This window comes from Paracoccus sp. MC1862, from assembly GCF_016617715.1.
In the GTDB taxonomy this organism is placed as follows: domain Bacteria; phylum Pseudomonadota; class Alphaproteobacteria; order Rhodobacterales; family Rhodobacteraceae; genus Paracoccus.
Genome location: NZ_CP067226.1, coordinates 1 through 18,453 on the forward strand (window position 1 = coordinate 1; position 18,453 = coordinate 18,453).

The 18,453-nt window shown below is 64.8% G+C and carries 19 protein-coding genes and 1 pseudogene; 12 read left to right on the top strand and 8 right to left on the bottom strand.

Features of this window, described 5'->3' with window-relative positions:
* The first annotated feature begins 148 nt into the window (after nucleotides 1–148).
* The gene (locus tag JGR78_RS16345) at nucleotides 149–1,384 is read left to right on the top strand and encodes a helix-turn-helix domain-containing protein (protein ID WP_182805386.1); all 1,236 of its coding nucleotides are present in this window, start codon (nucleotides 149–151) and stop codon (nucleotides 1,382–1,384) included.
* Nucleotides 1,385–1,576: 192 nt separating this feature from the next.
* Here the strand turns inward: JGR78_RS16345 and JGR78_RS16350 are convergent, their stop codons facing one another.
* Nucleotides 1,577–1,780, bottom strand: coding sequence for a hypothetical protein (locus JGR78_RS16350; RefSeq protein WP_182793676.1), 204 nt, complete (start codon nucleotides 1,778–1,780; stop codon nucleotides 1,577–1,579).
* Nucleotides 1,781–2,143: 363 nt separating this feature from the next.
* Between JGR78_RS16350 and JGR78_RS16355 the strand changes: the two genes are divergently transcribed.
* The 6 genes from JGR78_RS16355 to JGR78_RS16380 all read left to right on the top strand — a co-directional run bounded on the left by JGR78_RS16355 (nucleotide 2,144) and on the right by JGR78_RS16380 (nucleotide 7,720).
* Complete coding sequence (locus tag JGR78_RS16355) at nucleotides 2,144–2,551, top strand: hypothetical protein (protein ID WP_182793677.1); 408 nt, start codon at nucleotides 2,144–2,146, stop codon at nucleotides 2,549–2,551.
* Nucleotides 2,541–3,053, top strand: a complete 513-nt coding sequence (locus tag JGR78_RS16360; protein WP_182793678.1) for a thermonuclease family protein — start codon at nucleotides 2,541–2,543, stop codon at nucleotides 3,051–3,053. Before JGR78_RS16355 ends, JGR78_RS16360 begins: the two co-directional genes overlap by 11 nt.
* 971 nt (nucleotides 3,054–4,024) lie before the next feature.
* On the top strand, nucleotides 4,025–4,636 hold the full coding sequence (locus JGR78_RS16365) for a Crp/Fnr family transcriptional regulator (RefSeq protein WP_182805381.1): 612 nt from the start codon (nucleotides 4,025–4,027) through the stop codon (nucleotides 4,634–4,636).
* A gap of 137 nt (nucleotides 4,637–4,773) precedes the next feature.
* Nucleotides 4,774–5,028, top strand: coding sequence for an addiction module antitoxin (locus JGR78_RS16370; RefSeq protein ID WP_182793680.1), 255 nt, complete (start codon nucleotides 4,774–4,776; stop codon nucleotides 5,026–5,028).
* 2 nt (nucleotides 5,029–5,030) lie between these two features.
* Nucleotides 5,031–5,348 (top strand): type II toxin-antitoxin system RelE/ParE family toxin, encoded by a 318-nt coding sequence (locus JGR78_RS16375; protein ID WP_182793681.1) that lies wholly within the window; start codon nucleotides 5,031–5,033, stop codon nucleotides 5,346–5,348.
* 191 nt (nucleotides 5,349–5,539) lie between these two features.
* The gene (locus JGR78_RS16380) at nucleotides 5,540–7,720 is read left to right on the top strand and encodes an ATP-dependent RecD-like DNA helicase (protein ID WP_182805379.1); all 2,181 of its coding nucleotides are present in this window, start codon (nucleotides 5,540–5,542) and stop codon (nucleotides 7,718–7,720) included.
* Nucleotides 7,721–8,087: 367 nt separating this feature from the next.
* Here JGR78_RS16380 and JGR78_RS16385 read toward each other — a convergent pair whose 3' ends face one another.
* Nucleotides 8,088–9,239, bottom strand: a complete 1,152-nt coding sequence (locus JGR78_RS16385) for a hypothetical protein (RefSeq protein ID WP_182805377.1) — start codon at nucleotides 9,237–9,239, stop codon at nucleotides 8,088–8,090.
* 166 nt (nucleotides 9,240–9,405) lie between these two features.
* On the opposite strand from JGR78_RS16385, the gene JGR78_RS16390 reads away from it, so the two are divergent.
* A complete protein-coding gene (locus tag JGR78_RS16390) occupies nucleotides 9,406–9,573 on the top strand; it encodes a hypothetical protein (protein WP_234450985.1) in 168 nt (55 codons plus the stop codon).
* On the opposite strand, the gene JGR78_RS18285 is transcribed toward JGR78_RS16390, so the two are convergent.
* From JGR78_RS18285 to JGR78_RS16410, 4 genes are all read right to left on the bottom strand, one after another.
* On the bottom strand, nucleotides 9,547–9,783 hold the full coding sequence (locus JGR78_RS18285) for a transposase (protein WP_370576543.1): 237 nt from the start codon (nucleotides 9,781–9,783) through the stop codon (nucleotides 9,547–9,549). The two genes, JGR78_RS16390 and JGR78_RS18285, sit on opposite strands and share 27 nt — an antisense overlap.
* 209 nt (nucleotides 9,784–9,992) lie before the next feature.
* Nucleotides 9,993–10,553, bottom strand: a complete 561-nt coding sequence (gene lysM, locus JGR78_RS16400) for a peptidoglycan-binding protein LysM (protein WP_182805373.1) — start codon at nucleotides 10,551–10,553, stop codon at nucleotides 9,993–9,995.
* A gap of 178 nt (nucleotides 10,554–10,731) precedes the next feature.
* Nucleotides 10,732–11,955 carry a PHB depolymerase family esterase gene (locus JGR78_RS16405; RefSeq protein WP_182805371.1) on the bottom strand — a complete coding sequence of 408 codons (1,224 nt, stop codon included), beginning with the start codon at nucleotides 11,953–11,955 and terminating at the stop codon, nucleotides 10,732–10,734.
* 30 nt (nucleotides 11,956–11,985) lie between these two features.
* Nucleotides 11,986–12,405, bottom strand: a complete 420-nt coding sequence (locus JGR78_RS16410) for a CopG family transcriptional regulator (protein ID WP_182805369.1) — start codon at nucleotides 12,403–12,405, stop codon at nucleotides 11,986–11,988.
* 383 nt (nucleotides 12,406–12,788) lie between these two features.
* Between JGR78_RS16410 and JGR78_RS16415 the strand changes: the two genes are divergently transcribed.
* The 4 genes from JGR78_RS16415 to JGR78_RS16430 all read left to right on the top strand — a co-directional run bounded on the left by JGR78_RS16415 (nucleotide 12,789) and on the right by JGR78_RS16430 (nucleotide 16,243).
* On the top strand, nucleotides 12,789–13,667 hold the full coding sequence (locus JGR78_RS16415) for a hemerythrin domain-containing protein (RefSeq protein WP_200559533.1): 879 nt from the start codon (nucleotides 12,789–12,791) through the stop codon (nucleotides 13,665–13,667).
* A 40-nt stretch (nucleotides 13,668–13,707) separates the two neighbouring features.
* Nucleotides 13,708–14,139: a YsnF/AvaK domain-containing protein gene (locus JGR78_RS16420; protein ID WP_200559535.1), complete on the top strand. Its 432-nt coding sequence runs from the start codon at nucleotides 13,708–13,710 to the stop codon at nucleotides 14,137–14,139.
* 61 nt (nucleotides 14,140–14,200) lie between these two features.
* Nucleotides 14,201–14,875: a YsnF/AvaK domain-containing protein gene (locus JGR78_RS16425; RefSeq protein WP_182806263.1), complete on the top strand. Its 675-nt coding sequence runs from the start codon at nucleotides 14,201–14,203 to the stop codon at nucleotides 14,873–14,875.
* 351 nt (nucleotides 14,876–15,226) lie between these two features.
* A complete protein-coding gene (locus JGR78_RS16430) occupies nucleotides 15,227–16,243 on the top strand; it encodes a calcium-binding protein (protein ID WP_200559537.1) in 1,017 nt (338 codons plus the stop codon).
* 174 nt (nucleotides 16,244–16,417) lie between these two features.
* Here JGR78_RS16430 and JGR78_RS16435 read toward each other — a convergent pair whose 3' ends face one another.
* Both JGR78_RS16435 and JGR78_RS16440 read right to left on the bottom strand, forming a co-directional pair.
* Nucleotides 16,418–17,926 (bottom strand): SGNH/GDSL hydrolase family protein, encoded by a 1,509-nt coding sequence (locus tag JGR78_RS16435; RefSeq protein WP_200559538.1) that lies wholly within the window; start codon nucleotides 17,924–17,926, stop codon nucleotides 16,418–16,420.
* A gap of 353 nt (nucleotides 17,927–18,279) precedes the next feature.
* Nucleotides 18,280–18,381, bottom strand: a pseudogene (locus tag JGR78_RS16440) (ATP-binding protein); the annotation flags it as partial.
* Nucleotides 18,382–18,453: the final 72 nt, after the last annotated feature.

Consider the following 18,453-nt stretch of genomic DNA (forward strand, 5'->3'; position numbering starts at 1 on the left):
TGCAACCAGGTCGCCAAACCTGAAAGCCTATCTAAAGCTAAGGCCCGTTGTAGTCCCTCCTGACATCCCGATCAAGCAGAAAACGCGTTTGCGCGAACGGACCCGTCTTGCCGGCCGCCCCTGCGCCTGAACCTGTCAGGAGCAGACCATGACACATCTTGCGGCCCAAGCCGCCCCCCTCTTTCCGACCCTTGCGCTGCCCGGCGGGCGCAGCGCCCTTCTCGATCTGGTGCGCACAGTGCGCCATCTTCTGCGTCCCGTGCCTTGTGCCGGCGCGATCAACGCGCTTGCCGACATGATGGGTGCCACCCGTCCGTCCGACTGGACCGAGCCAAAGACCGAGCCCTGCTGCTACATGGACGCGGTGGAGATCGCCCGGGCCCGCGGCATCCCGGCCTCGACCTGGCGGCGCTACGAGGCGCAGCTTGCGGCGGCCCGCCTGATCGAGCGCCGTACGGCCGCGAACGGCGCCCGCAGCCGTTGGACCGGCACCGGCATCTTCTTCGGGCCACTGCTGGCGCAGGTGAGCGACCTTCTGGCTATGAGAGAGCAGGCCGAGGCCGAGCGGCGCGCACACGCCCATCTGCGCGGCAGGCGCTCCATCGCCCGTCGCCATCTGCGGCACGCGATCGAGGCGCTGATCGAGCTTGGTGCGGCAGGCGAGACGGTCCAGGCGCTTGTCGAGCAGCGTGACGCCTGGCCTGCGGCCGAGGCGCTGTACTGCATGACGGTGGCCGAGCTGCGCCGGCACGTCGATGAGGCCGAATCCCTGTGTCGCGAAGCGCTGGCTCTTGTCGAGAACCTCGAGAAATCAAGCGGTGGACCGCTCAGTTTCGAGCGGTCTCATATACAAGATACAACCCAAATTCACATGAAGTCAGGTAATGCATGCGTGGATAACCGGAGCACGGGCAAGCCCGTGCAAGACAATCCCTCAGCTGCTCCGCCTAACGGCTCCGCGAAGAGCACAGAAAAAAATGATGGGGCGGGCAGGGCAGCGGTCAAGGGCCAGTTCATCGACCGGCTGGGACCGCAGCGGCTGTTCGAACTGGCCTCCGTCGAGATGCAGCAGGATCTGCTGCGCCACCGCAGCGACCCGGGCGAGCTGACGCTGTTCGACTTCATCTGCGCGGCCTATGACCGCTTCCCCCACATCGGCCTGCGGCCGCGGCTTTGGGAGGAATGGGCGCAGCTCATGTCCGAGGAGGAACTGATGCTTTGCACGCTCATCACCGATGCACGGCGATCGGACCCCGAAACCCCGGTCATCAGCCCAGGGGGCTACATGCGCGGCATGGTCCGGGCCTGCCAGCTCGGCACCCTCAACCTGACCGGCAGCCTGATCGGCCTCAACGAACGACGGCTGGCCGAGGAACGGACATGAAGGGACGGCGGCAAGGGCTGAACTTGGTTGGAAACGTCGGTCACGGCCGGGGAAAGATCAAAAATCTCCTTGGCCTTGTCGGAGCAGGATCATCGACAGCGTATTGCAGCGCATCCGGATGCAGGACGGCGGCCGGTATGAAAGGCTCATGGGTGAATGAATACCACAGCCAGGCCGTCCGAGCCGGCGAGATCACCCGGTGAGGCCGCGCCGGCCCTGTCCGGTCCGGCCGGTTTCCCCGCCGGTCAGCGTGGTGCCTTTCGGTCTGACGCCCGAGGCCCTTGCCAGGATGGCAAGCTTGCCGTGGAGGATGCGGTAATCCGCATTGTGGTTATAAGCATGGATCGCTTCCAGCAGCAGTTCCCATTCCGTCTTCGTCAGTCCTGGGCCATTCATGGAACTGTCCTGGCTGGTCATGTGAATGTCTCGGTCGCGAATGTTGCATCTGGTCTCTTCGGAAAGCGGATGCCTCCCCAAAACCGCACGTCGAGGTGACAGCCTGAGTGTGTCCGTCCTGTCCTGCGTGAACTCCGCAACCGCCATGACCGCAAAGCGCCTGGTCCTGCATGGCTTTTCCGAAGCAACGCAGGGAAACTCTACCCAGCGTTTCGGCGAAGTCCCGAGATTTGTTCGGTTTATCGCCTTCTGGTATAGCCAATCGGCTACACCGAAATCGCCATGTTTCCCGAAAATGCATGGAGCACCGTGGACGACACCGAGGGTCCCACAATCCTCTTCTGATCTTGCGAGGAAGCCGACATGAAGCTGGCCGATTGGGTGGATGAAGTGAAGGCGACGGGTGGCGTGCCCGAGGGCGACCAGGACACGCTGGCCGCCATCACCAGCGCCGCCGCCCTCTGCTGGGCCGAGATCGACAGGATGGGCGATCCCCGCAGCGAGATCGTGCAACTCGGCGTCAAATGGATGGCGGCCTTCATGGTGTCCTGCGCCCGGCACGGCGAGACGGACTTCCGCGCGATCCTGGTGCCGGCTGAACACCAGCAAGACGTTTTCCGACGCGAAGCCATGCGCAACACGGGTGTGATCGCGAAGATCCTGACCGAAGCGGCCCTAGCATCGCCCCGCCTGTTTACCAGCGCCGTTTCTGCCACCGGCGTCCATCGGCCCGATGCCCCATCCGGGCGCGGCAAGAACCGTGGCGGCTGACCACCCGCAGCCCCAGGGCAGACCCCGCTGGCGGCGGCTGATCGTCGCAGCGGCGGCGCTTCTGCTAATCGCGGCGCTCGTCGCGTTCAGTTGGCCACAGAGCGGCAAAGAATGGCACGTTATAGACGGTGATACGCTGGAACTTGCGGGTGAGCGCATCCGCCTGTTCGGGATCGACGCGCCCGAACGTGGGCAGAGCTGCGGACCCGTCGCTTGCGGCACAGCCGCAACCGACGCCCTGGCCGACATTCTGTCGGCCGGTCCGGTCCGCTGCACCCGCGTCAACACCGACCGTTATGGCCGCACTGTCGCCCGCTGCCGTGCAGGACGCCACGACGTCAATCGCGAAATGGTCAGGCGCGGCATGGCATGGGCCTATCGTCAGTATGGTGACGATTATGTGCGCGACGAGAAAGCAGCGAGGACGGCGCGTATCGGCATCTGGAAATACAAGTCGCAACCCGCCTGGAACTACAGGGCTGGAAGACGGACAGGCAACTGAACCTATCGGCTAGGCCGTTCTAATACGCAGCCTGCCATCGCAATTGCGCTTTCCGGACGTCCGTCAGCAGCAGAGTCCTGCCTTGGAACGCAGCTGTGTTCATCCGGCCACGCGGCCCAAAAATACATACGGTTCAACGTCATTCCTTCAGTCGCAACCGAGGAATGTCAGGCTATCAGACGCCATGGCGTCCTCAGGCCGCTTTGCAGGGGAGGCGGCTTTGACATCCGGGATCGAGACATGCGCCTGTGGGACGAAAGTGCCTCCCTCGGTGTCGGTCGATGCCGAAAGCTTCCGGGTGTGGCGCGCGATCCTTGAGTGCCCGGCCTGCGGCTTCGCTGCCCGTGCAGTCGGCTACGAGCCGGTCAGCTCGCTTTCGCAAGCCACCTTCAGGTGGAACGCGCATGCAGCCCAGGTTCAGGCTCCCCGACTGGCCATCTCGATCCGGTATCACTGACACTTTTCCGAAAGGAGCGAATGAACCGTGACGGGCCGGAACTGCGGAGAGTCCCAGTTCCCGGACCCGCATCTGCAGTGCGCATTCGTTGAGCAGGGCGGCGAGATCCTGGCGGTCCACATTATCGCACCGACTCGAAACCGGGGCAGGGCGCCCCGATGGAACGATCATTTCGCACCAGGGTTGAGTTCGGCATTGATGAGCAGACGAGAGCCAGATTGATTTTCAATCAGCCAGCCCAATCCGAAAGACACTGCCGCGCGCTTGGCCGCACATGCTGAGTTGCGTCGGGACAGCAGAATGCCCGGCCCAACCGATCATGTCCCGCTGCACGACGCTGGCTCCGGCAAGGCCCTGCAGGCTTGACCCGGCGAAGACATGCATCCTTGACGCAGCAATGCGCCGCGGGTGCGACGCTGGCTCACCCTCTGCCCAGGTTATCCTGACGCCCGCCGAGCTTGAGACCGCCCGTCGATCCGCTCTCCTTGCCAGTCTTCCCGACGGGGGTGAGGCCATGCTGCTGAAGGATGCACGGGTGCAGGGCCTCAGGGCCGGTCAGGTCCTCTTCCTGCAGGACGAGCCCTCCGACGCGCTGTTCGTCGTGCTGGAGGGCTGGATCAAGCTTTACCGCACTGCCGCCAGCGGGATCGAGGCGGTGGTCGGCACCATGCGCGACGGCCAGAGCTTCGGCGAGGCAGCGGCACTCTGCGGCCAGCCCTGGCCTGTCTCGGCCGAGGCGATCAGCCCGGCGCGGCTGCTGCGGCTGGACGCACGCCATGTACGCCGCCTGCTGCAGTCCGACCCGGCGCTTGCCACCTCGATGCTGGCTCCGGCTTTTCAGCGTCTGCAGCAGCTCATTGCCCACATCGAGGTGCTGAAGACATGTACCAGCGTGCAGCGGGTGGCCGAGTTCCTGCTGGACCTCATCGCGGAATGCGACGGAGACGGTCCGGTGGCCCTGCCCTACAATAAGGCGCTGATCGCCGGCCGACTGGGGATAAAGCCGGAAACCCTGTCGCGTACCTTCGCACGGCTGCGCGATCATGGTGTGCAGGTCGATGCCACGACGGTCCATATCGAGGACGTGGTGCGTCTGCGCGACGTGATGGTCGAAGCGGTGTCGTGAAGGGCAGGGCCCTTCTGAACAACTCGTCTGCTGGCGCCTCTGGAACTCGGACGAGCAAGGAGCCAGCAGGGACACGCGGTTCTTGTTTGGTCTTCAATAATGGTCATATTGAAGACGCTATCGGAAAGGACCTTGCCATGGCTCAGACCACAACCATGACCGTGCGGCTCGGCCCGGTGCTGAGCGATTTCGTTGCGGCCAATGTCGGTGAGGACGGATCCTATGAGAATGTCAGCGAGTATGTCCGTGACCTGATCCGTCGCGACAAGGAACGGGCCGAGGCTGAAGCCTTTGTTCGCCTTCAGACCGAACTGACCCGAGCGTTCGCCGCACCTGAGGACAGCTATCGACCCCTGACGGCTGCCGAGGTGATCGCGCGCAACCGGGGCTGATCGTGGCGGCCCTTCGCATCCAGGAGGCCGCATCGATGCGGCTGGATGACATTTATCGCTACACCCGTGAACGCTGGGACGAAGCGCAGGCCGATCGTTATATCACCGGCCTCATCGCCGCCTTCGAGCGGATCGAGGCACATGGGGTCGCCTCCCGCCCGATCCCGGCCGAGTTTGGCGTGAACGGCTTCTTCTTCCGCTACGAGCACCATTTCGTCTACTGGCGCCGGCTGTCCAATGGCGACATCGGCATTGTGACGATCCTGCATGAACGCATGCACCAGATCGGCCGGTTCGCCGAGGATTTCAGGCGCGAGTGACCTCTGAGGCGGTCAGTGGTCAGCTCGATCCTGTGGCAACTCGGACAGGGTCAGCGCGACCTGAGGAGTTGACCCCACAGATCGGGACGGATCATGACGAGGTGCCCGGAAGATACCCAACCTGTCACGGGTTGCTTCCGCCCTGAGTCTACAGCCCAAGCTATCCCCCCAACGCACGGCCGGACGCCTTGATGAACCAGCAGTCTCAGGATGACGGGCGTGAGGTCCTCGCGGGACTTGTCGAGCGGGTGACGTTCCACAATCCCGAGACCGGATTCTGCGTGCTGCGCGTCAAGGCGCGCGGGCACCGCGACCTGGTGACGGTGGTGGGCCATGCCGCCGCGATCTCGGCGGGCGAATGGATGACCGCGTCGGGGCAGTGGAGCAACGACCGCACGCATGGTCTCCAGTTCAGGGCGCAGTTCCTCAGGGCGTCCGCACCCACGACCGCCGAGGGCATCGAGAAGTATCTTGGCTCGGGCATGATCCGCGGCATCGGCCCGGTCACAGGCAAGCGCCTCGTGCGCCATTTCGGCACGGAGGTCTTCGACATCATCGAGACCAACCCTGAACGGCTGCGCGAGGTGGAGGGCATCGGTCCGGTCCGCACGGCCCGGATCGCCGCCGGCTGGGCCGACCAGAAGGTCATCCGCGAGATCATGGTGTTCCTGCACCAGCATGGCGTGGGGACCGCGCGCGCCGTGCGGATCTTCCGGACCTATGGCCTCGATGCGGTGCAGGTGATGAGCGAGAACCCCTACCGGCTCGCGCGCGACATCCGCGGCATCGGCTTCCGCACCGCCGATGTCATTGCCGAAAAGCTCGGCATCGAAAGGACCGCCATGATCCGGGTGCAGGCGGGGATCTCCTTCGCCCTCTCCGAAGCCATGGGCCAGGGGCACTGCGGGCTGCCGCGGACGGACCTGGCGGGGCTCGCGGAAAAGCTGCTGGAGGTGCCGGTCGAGTTCATCACGCGTGCGATGGCTCTGGAACTGGCCGAGGGCACGGTCACGGCGGATCGGGTGGGTGACACCGACTGCGTGTTCCTGACCGGGCTTCACCAGGCCGAGCGCGGCATCGCCGCGCATCTCAAGCGCCTGGCCAGCGGTCCCCTGCCGTGGCCCGCCATCGATGCTGACCGTGCCCTGCCGTGGATCGAGCGGGCAACGGGCCTCACGCTCGCCATCAGCCAGGTCGAGGCTCTTCGCCTGGCGCTGCGCTCCAAGGTGCTGGTGATCACCGGCGGGCCGGGCGTCGGCAAGACCACGCTGGTCAATGCCATCCTGCGCATCCTTGCGGCCAAGGGCACGCGTCTGCTGCTCTGCGCCCCGACCGGTCGGGCCGCCAAGCGCATGACGGAAGCCACGGGGCTGGAAGCCCGCACCATTCACCGGCTGCTCGAGTTCGATCCTGCAACCGCTGGCTTCAAGCGCAGCGAGGAGAACCTGCTCGCCTGCGATCTGCTGGTCGTCGACGAAAGCTCGATGGTGGACGTGCCGCTCATGCAGTCGCTCCTGAAGGCGGTGCCAGGCTCGGCTGCGCTGCTGATCGTGGGCGACATCGACCAGCTGCCCTCGGTCGGGCCCGGCCAGGTGCTGGCCGACATCATCGGCTCCGGCGCAGTGCCGGTCGTGCGACTGACCGAGGTGTTCCGCCAAGCGGCGCGGAGCCGCATCATCACCAGCGCGCACCGGATCAACGAGGGGCGCCTGCCGGACCTCTCGACCCCCGAGGGCGAAAGCGACTTCTACTTCGTGCCGGCCGAGGCGCCCGAACAGGCGGTGGCGCGCATCGTCGAACTGGTGCGTCACCGGATCCCGCGCCGCTTCGGGCTGGACCCCGTCCGCGACATCCAGGTGCTCTGCCCGATGAACCGTGGCGGCGTCGGCGCGCGGGCGCTCAACATCGAACTGCAGGCGGTCCTCAATGGGGCGGGTGCCCCGAAGGTCGAGCGCTTCGGCTGGACCTTCGCGCCGGGCGACAAGGTCATGCAGGTCGAGAACGACTACGACAAGGAGGTCTGGAACGGCGACATCGGCCGGATCGAGACGGTTGATCCCGAGGAGGGGGAGGTGATGATCGACTTCGACGGCCGCGCGGTCGTCTTCGGCTTCGGTGAGCTCGACACCGTCGTGCCGGCCTATGCGGCCACCATCCACAAGGCGCAAGGGTCGGAGTATCCGGCGGTAGTCATTCCGGTGATGACCCAGCACTATGCCATGCTGCAGCGCAACCTGCTTTATACCGGCATCACCCGCGGCCGGAAGCTGGTCGTGCTGGTGGGTCAGAGAAAGGCTGTGGCCATCGCGGTGGGGAATGTCGCGGGACGGCGGCGCTGGACGAAGCTCGCCGAATGGCTCGCCGGGGCGTAGGGCTTGAGGCGCCGCAGGATGCTTGGAAGAGAACGAAGAGCACACAATAAGATATTGATATAATTACATAATTATCATTAATATAAGAGTTGGTATACGCTCGGGCCGCAGCGATGGTCAGCGACGCTCCTCGTGCCCAGAGAACGACACCGGCAGAAGAGCGCAGCTTCTACGTCACGTCGGCGAAGAGGATGGCCAGGAGAACCCCCCCAACAGCCCCATGATCGTCTCCTGGGCACCAAGGTTGTGATAAAAGCGCCGGACATCAGCGTAATAGCTGATCCGGCGCTTTTTGTATCCACCCCGCCATATACCTCAGGGCGGATGGCGGATGGCGGATGGCGGGACGCGGACCGCGGCTACCTCTTCAGCCAAGCAGTCGCTTGATCATAGCAGCGACGGCACGCATCTGGACCCCTTCGCGGGTTCTCCATCCCTCACCGCTGTACCCCCAGAAGTCCCAGCATGCTCTCGGGTTGCCCGCTGACGCGGTGGCCTGCGGGTAGAGAACGACGATCTGATTGGCGGCTGCCCAGCTATTGTAGCCGGCGTCACGAACAAAATCGTCATGGATCCGGTCTTCTCCTTGGGCATCCGCATTCTGACGGCAACCATGGAAGGCGATATGAAGTCGGCACTCCTCGGACCGGCACGCGTCCGGCACGTAGATGTAGCCGACGTTGCTCATCCCGTCTGTTCGACTAGCTTGAAAGAATGGAGTCTGATCGAAGGCTTGCAGGCGGCCCAGATTGTGAGGGTCGGCCGGCCCCTCAAGAGAATCCTCGAAGTACAGGTGGCGCAGCAGGAGCTCGGCAGCGTCGTACCCGCATTCGATCACAAAGGGCAGCGCGTGCGCCGCGCAGTCGGGCGGCACGAACCGGCTCTCGCCGGAAAAGCTGTCCACCGGCATGCCATGGTTTGCGGGGCGCTCCGGATCCCCGGGTTCGACGTGCAAGTCCTCTCCGTCGATGCCAAGGAGGTTGTAGAGACTGGCCAAGCTGCCGGCGACAGCGGCGGGGACCACCTCATCGAGGTCGCCCCGGAATAGCCACACCCGATCGTCGGCAAGGTTGGCGGGATTATCGATCTCACCCGCCCGGTAGGCGGCATCGATCAGCTGCCGGGCGTCCTTCGCCGCTGGGGGCCGGGGCCGGAGACCCCAGAACCGGTCTCCGAAATAGTGTGTACAGGCGACCACAGCCGCGGAGCTGCGATCCAGCTTCGTGAAAGGCCAGAACGGATTTCTGATCACGTCAACGCATGCGTAGGGTCCGCCAGCAAGGACCGCCGCGCCCGCCACGGTTGCCGAGAAGGCGATGTGGAACTGGTGGGCGAAGAACCCCCCGGACGAAAGGCCGGAAACCGACACGGAACCAGAGTCGAGGATCAGATCCGTTGGCAACTGCTGTGAAACTGAAAGGGGCGGCGGATCCGGGATGTCGTCATGGTGCGCTGCGCTGAGACCAGCGCTCACCAGCAGGGCCAGGACGATTGCCGGAAGCAGACTGACTTGGCGCATTTCGCCTCACGCGCTGCACTACGTCATCGAGATTACACTGCTGCAGCTGAAGTCGACAGTGCGCGCAAGCTGTTGCTCACGCGGATGGGGCCTCTCGAACGCCGCAGCAGCGCCGGGCCGACAACACGGGCGTGAATGCAATGGCGTCGCGTTCCGGTGGAAGAGAATGCTGGAATCGGGCCAGTTCGCCACCATCGCCGAACTGCCCGAGCGCGAGGGGATCGCGCGCTCCTACATGACGCGTGTGCTGCGCCTGACGCTGCTCGCGCCCGAAATCGTAACACTGTTGGTCACTCCGGGGGCCGCTTTATGCAGCTGTGAGCAGCGTGGCTAGCCGGGACTGACGCATCCGAGCCCGAGGCTGGCTGCGCAGCCATGCGTCGACACGCACCAGGTTCATCGCTGCCGCGGTGAGGACGTGCTGAAGATGGGTCTTGGCCTGTCCGAGATAACGGCAGCGGCGCAAGCCGAAGCGGCGGACGGCCTGCGACAGGGTGCCTTCGATCGGCTCTGTTGATGGCGTGGATGCCCCTCCCGACGGCATCGCAACAATCGCGCCGATTACTGGACCACGGCCGCAATCATGGGCGTGAACAACTAGCTTGCCTGCCTTGCCCGCATCGAGCGGCGCAACGCGGCCTGACTCCCTTCCTTCAGCAACGGAGGACACATGGCCCCGCCCCGCGCGGGGTCACTTTTTCGATTAAGAAAAAGCCCCGCCGACCAGCGGGGCATCGCATGGGGGGCCAGGCGTCAGCTCTGCGGTATCCGCAGTTTCTGCCCCGGGTAAATCTTGTCCGGGTCGCTCAGCATTGGCTTGTTTGCCTCGAAGATCTCCTGGTAGCGGTTGGCGTCACCCAGGTACTTCCTAGCGATCTTCGACAGGTTATCGCCGGTCTCGACTTCATGGAACACGGGTTCCATCGTCCTGGAGGCGGCGGCATCCTCGGGCAGGTCAGCTTCGACTCGTGCGATGCCTTTGACGTTGCCAACCGCGAGGATCAACTTTTCCATTGTGGCCCGATCCGCGCCCTTGCTGACAACCGTGACCGTGTCACCCTTCAGGTGAAGCCGGACATCGCCCGAGTCCAGCCCCAGTGCTGCCACCTCGGCATTCAGCGCGTCGAGCTTGCGTCTGGTGTCGGCGTCATCGCGGGAAGGGACCGGTTCGGGCGCGGCTTTCGGCGCGGCGTGCGAGGATGCTTGCGGAGCGGCCTGAGGCGTCGCCTGCTTCGGTGCCGTCTGCGGCTCGGCAGCCTGCGCCTCGCCAAAGACCGACTTGCCGGCGTCTTTCACAAAATCCCACAAACTCATCGGTTGTTCCTCTCCCATTTTCCTGCATGGACAAGCCCCCGAGCAGTTTTGGGTTCCAGCGAGGAGTCCGTCCGACACGACCGCGCACCCTGTGTCGCAAGGACCTTGACCCGCAAAGTCACAGCCCCGCAGCTTCATCTCCCCGGGCAGATGCCCGGGAAGATGACCTCTGCAATCCTCACGCGCCGGGCAGGTCCGATGCGCCGTCAAGGAAGAAGCGCACCATGGCCGCCGAGGCGTCGGGCCCGCGCGGATCGGTGTAGGAGCCACTGGGGTGCCCGCCCGACCAGGCGTGCTGCGCGCCATCGATCATCCAGCTCTCGACCCCGTGCGTGCCGTCCTTTCGTTTCGTGACCAGGCGCGTGTACCCGCGGGTTTCTCCCGCGGCGCCGGGCTCGGACCGGGAGGTCTTCCCCCCGCTTCCGCCCTTGCCGGCAATGATCCGTTCGGCATTGGACGGGTGGACCGTGGTGTCGGCGCTGCCGTGAAACACGATCAGCCGCGGCTCCGCCTCCGACCCACCATGGGGTTTCCCGGAGGCTGCTGGCGCGATCCCCGCTTGCCCGCGCATCACCGCAAAGGCCGACATGGCGTCATTGGCCGAGCCGTAGGCAAGGCCCGAGTGAACGCCGATCGCCCCATAGAGCTCGGGATAGGTCTCGCCCATGATCGCCGCCATCGCGCCGCCGGCCGACAGTCCGGCCACGAAGACCCGATCCGCCGGGATGGCGTACTGGTCGCGCAGGCTCTCGGTCAGGCCCGCGATGATTGCAGGCTCGCCGCTGTCGCGCATCTGGTCGCCCGGCCGGAACCAGTTCCAGCAGGACATGGAGTTGTCGCCGCCGGTCTGCGCCGGATAGACCACGAGCAGCCGGTGTTCTTCGGCCAGCGTGTTCATCCCGGTCCCCGCCGCGAAGTCTTCGGGGCTTTGCGTGCAGCCGTGCAGCATCACGATCAGGCCCTGCAGGCCTTCGTCCGCGGTTGAGGGAACATAAAGCCGGTAGCGGCGGGCGCCTGCCGGGCAGGAATAGCGCTCATCCAGGAACCGGGCGCCCTCGGGCAACGGCAGTTCCGGGGCTTGCAGAGGACGGCCGAGGCCCGGCAGTCCGTCGAGCTTCAGTCCCTTTCCGCCTTCCTGCAAACTGCGGATGACCTCGCCCAATGGCTTGCGCAGCCGCTCGGTCCGCGCCGGGAAGATTTCCGAGTAATTCTCGCGCGGCAGCACGATCTCAGGTGCCTGCCCGGCAGGTGTCGGGTTGCCGGCAGGGATGCCGCCCCCCGCGCCCGACAGACCCGCCAAGGACAGCGCGTTCTGGACGATGGCGGTCACGCCTGCCGGATCCCCGGAGCGTAGGGTGCCGGTCGCGCGGAGGATCTCCGCGACGTAGTCATTGGTGTTCATGGTCTTTGCCTTTCGTGCCGCTCGCAGCGGCTATTTCATTCTCGCGGCCAAGGCGGCCTTGATCTCTCGGCTTGCCTGCAGCGTACCCAGCACCGTCAGCGAGTCGATCGTCTGCAGCGCAAGTTCCGGTGTGACATCGGAGGCGATGCGGATGAGGCCCACGACCTTGACATGAAGCGTTTCGCCTGCAGCCAGAGCGGCCTCCAGTTCGGCCGCCCCAAGCTCCAGCAGGCCGACCTCGAGCCTGTGGCGCTCGACCGAGCGCGACACCTCTTCCGACTGGCTGCGCAACTGGTTGCGGATCGCCGTCCTGATAAAGTCGGTCCGGTTCGAGAAGAAGCCTTCCTGAACCAGCAGATCGATCCGGCCGAGGTCAACGTAACCGAGGTTGATGGTGATCTTCTCGGTCTCGGGAAGCCGGTCCCGCAACTGCACCACTTTGTCTGACATTCAGCCACTTTCCATCCACATGGATGGTATATGGATGTATGATCAGGTATTGCAAGGGCGGAGAATGTGCTGCCTGACCTCAGGCCGATCAATGCATCAGGGTGTGGCCGGGGTCCCTCTGCTCAGGCAAGCGACGAGTAAGCGGCAGAAGCTACCGCATCCGCGGCCTATGGAACTTATCTGAGGCCGGCGCATTGTTGCAGTGCAGCATTCATGCTGCAGGCGCAGCATGGGATCGTCAGAAAGCCAAAGGGACACTCGGGCCACCTGCCCGCCGAAAGCGGCTCCCCTCCGGCTCAACCTCTTCACGTCGCGTGAGGCCTTTCGGGCAAGGTTCCCGAGCCCTGCCAAGGTCACATACGCCCCCCAGCAAGGACCAAAAAATGACCACCATCCAGCAGCTGATGCAGACCGGCCAGCTCAAGGCCAACGAGATCTTCGCGAAGCTCGCCGAAACTCCTCTGGCAGCCAGGACACGCGACCGGCTGGTCTCCGACCTGAAGGTCGAGTTCGACCGCCAGGCCGAGTTCGAGGAACAGCGTCTCCTTCCGGTGCTGAGAGAGAACAGGGAGACGAAGGACCTCGTGGCCGCGGCGCTGAACGACAACCAGCAGATGCGCAAGCTCCTCGGCGAGATCGAGCGCAGCCCGAGGGACGGCGAGGCGTTCGGCACCAAGGTCGCCGAGTTCCGGGACCTGTTCCAGCGGCGCTTTCGTGACGACAGGAACGAGATCCTGCCGGCCGTCGTGAAGGCGCTGAGCGACGCGGAGGCCGGCACCGCCGCCAGCAAGACCGAAGGCGGGACAACCGGGATCACGCCGGCGCGCCGCGCGGGCGGGCGAGAGAACCCGATGACGGACGCCGCGCGCCAGAGCGGGGAGATCATGAAGGCCGGCATGGATGTGGTGCAACAAGGCGCCCAGGTGGCACGCAGGGCCATGGGAGCCGGCACCGATGCGGCTGGCGGAAGGGACCGGGGGCTTCAGCCCACGGCTGTTCTCGGGGAACTGCAGGAAACGGCCCGCGAGGCGGGCTCTGTCGGCAATTCGATGATGGCGCTGCTCAACGAGCAGGCGCTGCAGGCGCTGCAGGTCCAGACCTCGATGGCGGCCGGCCGCATCCGGACGCTGGCAGAAATGGCCCAGATGCAAAGCGCCTTCATGGCCGGCAGCTTCCAGCGGATGGGGCAGATCAACGACCGCTACCTTGCTTTCCTCCGCGGCTGGGGGACCATCCCGTCCTTCCCGTCCGCCCGTCGCTGAACCTCGGAACAGTCCGCAGCCGTCCGGGATCGGAGAATCCATGTCGAAGCAATCCAGACCCGCGCGGCATGCCGTTTCCGCGCCCCCTGCCCAGATCATCCCGATCGTCGAGGAGCAGGCCCTTGTCCTCAAGCGCAAGACGCTGACCGAAGGCGTTCGTGTCCGCACGGTGGTGCGCGAGGACGAGGCGCTGATCGACGAGCCCGTCGTCCGCGAGACCGTCGAGGTCGAGCGGGTGCCGCTCGGCCGATGGGTGGATGGTCCGGTTCCGGTGCGGCAGGAGGGCGACATCACGATCGTCACGCTCGTCGAAGAGGTCGTGGTGGTCGAGAAGCGCCTGCGCGCGACCGAGGAGATCCGCATCACCCGGCGCAAGGACACCGAACAGCATTCCGAGACCGTCACGCTGCGCCATGAGGAAGCCGTCATCGAACACCTGAACGCCAACGGCGACAGCCACGACCCGGACTGAACGGGCGCCTGCCTGTCCTGTCCGACACGACCCCGAACACCTACCAATTGGAGAGATCCCCATGACAACCGTCATAAACGCCTATGCCGACCAGAAGATCGCCGACATGGCCGTCGCCGCCCTCCGCAAGGAAGGGCTCAGCGACCAGCAGGCCCGCATCCTCGGCGGCGACACCAAGGCGCTTCTGCGCGAGCTTTCCGAGTACGGCTTCGCGGATGCCGACGCCCAAGCCTATGCCGAGGCGGTCGAGCAGGGCCAGACGCTGGTCATCGCCAGCATCTCCGAAGAGCGGGCCGACTGGGCGCTGTCCATCATGGACCGCATCCTGTCGGACCATGGCAGCCTCAAGGAAAGCAGCGCTGGCTCGGTGCCGATCGTCGAGGAAGAGCTTTCGGTCAGCAAGGCCCGGAGCGCCAACGGCGGTGTCCGCGTGACCTCGCGCGTCGTCGAGACGCCGGTCGAGGAAACCGTCACCCTGACAACCGAGACCGTGGGGGTGAAGCGTCACGCCGCCAATCGCGTGCTGGAGGACGACGAGGCCGCTGCCGTCTTCGAGGAAAAGACCGTCGAGATGATGGGCACCCAGGAAGAGGTCGAGGTGCGCAAGGAAGCCCGGGTCGTGGGCGAGGTCGAACTCACCAAAGAGGTCGAGGCGCATCAGAAGACCATCAAGGACACGGTCCGCAAGACCGAGGTCGAGGTCGAGGAAGTCGGCGTCCGCGCCACGAAGAAGTAAGACCTGCGCCCCGGCCCGTTTCGGGTGGGTCCCTGATCCTGCAAGGGATCGGGGACCTGAGGTCGAGGGGGCTTCGGGGAACGCGCAGGCTACGATCCGCGAGACACGCCCCGGGAGGCCGCGCGGTCCCGCTTGCGGTTCAGCACATGCCCGTCCCGGCGCGGATCACATGCAGGCGCCGATAACCGAACCGTGGGTGCTTTTCGGCGGTCTGGCGCAACTTCTCGCGCAGCCTGGTGTCGTCCGGGCACCGATACCGAGACCGCGCATTCTGCACCGCAAGATCGTTGATCCGAGGGGCTGGTTCTTGCTAGTCTTTCATGTAGATCCTGCCACGCTGGTGAAACTGCCATGACTGGACAGATCTTCATCGAGGCGAATGATGTCGAGCTCTTCGGCTTGCCGTCGGGTGCGACGCATCTCTACCTCGTCTTCCGGGACAACAACGGCGAGGAATATGTGATCCGCTCTGGGCCGGAGCGTCCGTATTTGCCGTGGTTCGGTGACATGAAGGTCGAGACCAACATCCCCATTGTCGACTCTGCCGATGACCGCGACGGCGACACGCCGGCCGAGCGCTTGAGCACACCGCTCGACTTCCCTGGGCTGACCGACGATCAGGCTTGGGCGATCATGGTCAAGTACGCGCGCATGATCGACAGGGTTGATAATGGCTACGAGGTTTTCGGTGAAAACTCCAACGCCTTCATCGGCGCGATGCTGGCTGCAGCCGGTGGCGACCCCTCGGCGATGCTGCCGACTGGCGTAAGCCGCGGGGAGGCGCTGGGGATCGCGAACTATCGCGACATCATGAACGATGTGCCGCCTCCCGCCGACGGCATCGTGCGTGGCACGTCGGGGGCAGACCGGATCAACGGCATCCAGATCGACGAGGTGATCGCCGTCGGGGCGGGGAACGACATCGTCCATGGCGGGCGCGGCGACGACCGCATCAATGGCGGCGCGGATAGCGACTGGCTTTTCGGCGAGACGGGCGACGACACGCTGAATGGCGAGACAGGGGCCGACAGGCTTTACGGGATGATCGGCAACGACATCCTGCGGGGCGGGGGTGGAGCCGACCTTCTCGACGGTGGGTCGGGCATAAACACGCTTCTCGGCGGGGCGGACGCCGATGTGTTCCAGTTCACCCAAGGCTCCGCTGGCCGTATCGGTGACTTCGAGGATGGGGTGGACCAGCTTCGCATCCGAACCGGGGCCGCCGTCGCCTATGAGGATCTTGTCATCACCAGCTTCGGAACCTCGGACCAGCATACCCGCATCACATGCGAAAACATCATGATCGAGTTGCTGAACGTCGAGCGCGCCCTGATCGATGCGCGCGACATGGACCTGTTGCTGGTCTGAAGCTTGAGGCCCGTCGGATTCTTGCTCGGGCGTTATCGTTGAAGGGGAGATCAGGCGCCCTGCGGACCTCCTCGGCCTGCAGCCGCACGTTGCAGGAGGCCAGAACGTCGAGGCGCCAGTTCGTCGTCGTCAGTCGAAGCCAGTTCGAGAGGGCGGACGTGTGCCGCTGTAGCGTTATACCAGCCCCCAGATATCCGCCTGCTGGTACCATGCCTCGCCGGACAGCGCCGCGAGTCCGTCGCGTCCCTCGATCACCCGGACCTCCTCGATGCCCATGACCCTGATGTCGAGAGCGGCCAGCGCCGCGCGCGGGTCGCATCCTGTCAGGTCGGTGCCAAGTTCCCGTGCGGTGTCGCTGCCGAGAACGAGCCAGAGCGTGTCGATGCCGCTGCCGCCCACAAAGACGTCGGAGTCCGTCCCTGTTGTTCCGCCGATCAGTTCGGCTTGGGTGAACAGGAACTGGTCCGCTCCATCGCCGCCCCAGCAGCGGTCGCTGCCCAACCCGTCGATCAGCACGTTCCGTCCTTGGCCGCCGAAGATCCAGTCCGATCCTTCGCCGCCGGCCAGAACGTCGCGGCCTTGCTGACCTATCAGCAGATCCTTGCCCGAGCCTCCGGACACAAGGTCATTTCCATGCCCCGCCAGGATGCTGTCGCGGCCGCTGCCACCAAAGGCGATGTCGTTCCCACGCCCGAGACTGATGACGTCGTTCCCCTGCAGCCCCAGCACCAGATCGGCGCCTCTCCCGGTCGTCACGAAGTCCGAACCATCCGTCAGTTCGGTCGGGTCATGCTCGAGCCCGAAGGCGGTGTAGGCGCCCATGATCCCGTGGGTGGCCGTGGTGGGATGCACCGGGTTCCAGAAGGCCACCTGGTCATCATCATACCGGGCCAGCGCGTCAGGAGGCGCGGTCTCGAGCGTGAGGTTCCAGGGCGCGATCAGGCCAAAGCCCGAGGGATCCTCCAGCAGGGCCCGTGTGATCGGCTGGATATCGAGAAGCCGCACGTCCTGTCCCTGAGCCTGGAGCGCCTCGACCCCTTGTCTCAGGGCAGCGGTATGCGCGGCCGAGAGAGCGACCGACTGTGCCGCCTGCGCGGGGTCGCCCGCCCTCAGGGCAGGAAAGAAAAGCGGCACCGGCAGGGTGGAAATGACCACTTCTCCCATGCCGAAGCCAAGCAGATCGGTCGCGGCCGACAGGGTGCCCTGGACTGCTGCTGTTACAATGGCAGGTCCGTCAGAGGGGCTCCGGATGTTGAAGAAATCGTTGCTTCCTGCAAGGATGAACCCCGTCGCGTCGGTCAACCGGGTGCCGGCCATGTCGGCTCCGAAGCGGTCGGCCTGGGCGCCGATATTGGTGTCCAGATCCAGCCGGGGATCGGTCTCGGGTACCAGCAGGGCGTCCGTGAAGCGCAACTCGGTGAAGAGATCCCCCATGCGCTGGGTGCCTGCCGCTTCGGCGCCGGCCAAGGCATAGTTTCGGCCTTGGGGCACCCCGAGCAGATCGTCGACATACTCGGCATAGGTGGGCCCGTCGCTGAGCCGTCCATCCGTCCCGACATAGGAGAGGAGGGCGGATTGAGCGACAAGACCCTGGGCCAGTTCGAACAGATTGCCGTTGTCGGTGAGGCTGTCACCGAAGAAATGGACTGGCCCTGTCACGCGTGAAGTGGCTAAAGCACTCATTGCGGTTGTTCCCTGATATGAGGTTGTTTTCGGGAAACGCAGGATCCTGCCAAAGCTGACAGGATGAGGGTGGCGCCGTGGTGGGGAATAGAACGCATGAACGGCGCTCCACCTGCCTTACTCCGGCAGGCCGATTGTGGGGATCAAGCGACGAGCGTCAATACCCGCCGCTCCGCAGCCGCGCGGACTCCTCCAAGAGGCCCCACAGAGTCACGGAATGCTCGCTGAACAGCGCCGCTGACTCGTCCGGATTGGCACTGTTGCAAAGAGTGGGCTGAGGCTGTTGATTTTCACCCAGAACTGAGCCGGGTTTTCCATCGAGACGTGAGCCACCTCTGACTATGGATTTCAGGTTATGCTGGGGTCAAGGCCTGGCTGGTCTCCTTCTTCCTTGCTGCCGCAGCCGAACTGGCCTTGAAGCGGAAGCTGTCGTTTCCGGTCTCCAGGATGTGGCAACTGGACAGACCCGCAGCCACTCCCCGCCAGAACCGGCATAGATTCTCACGCTGCCAAACCGGCGGTCGCCC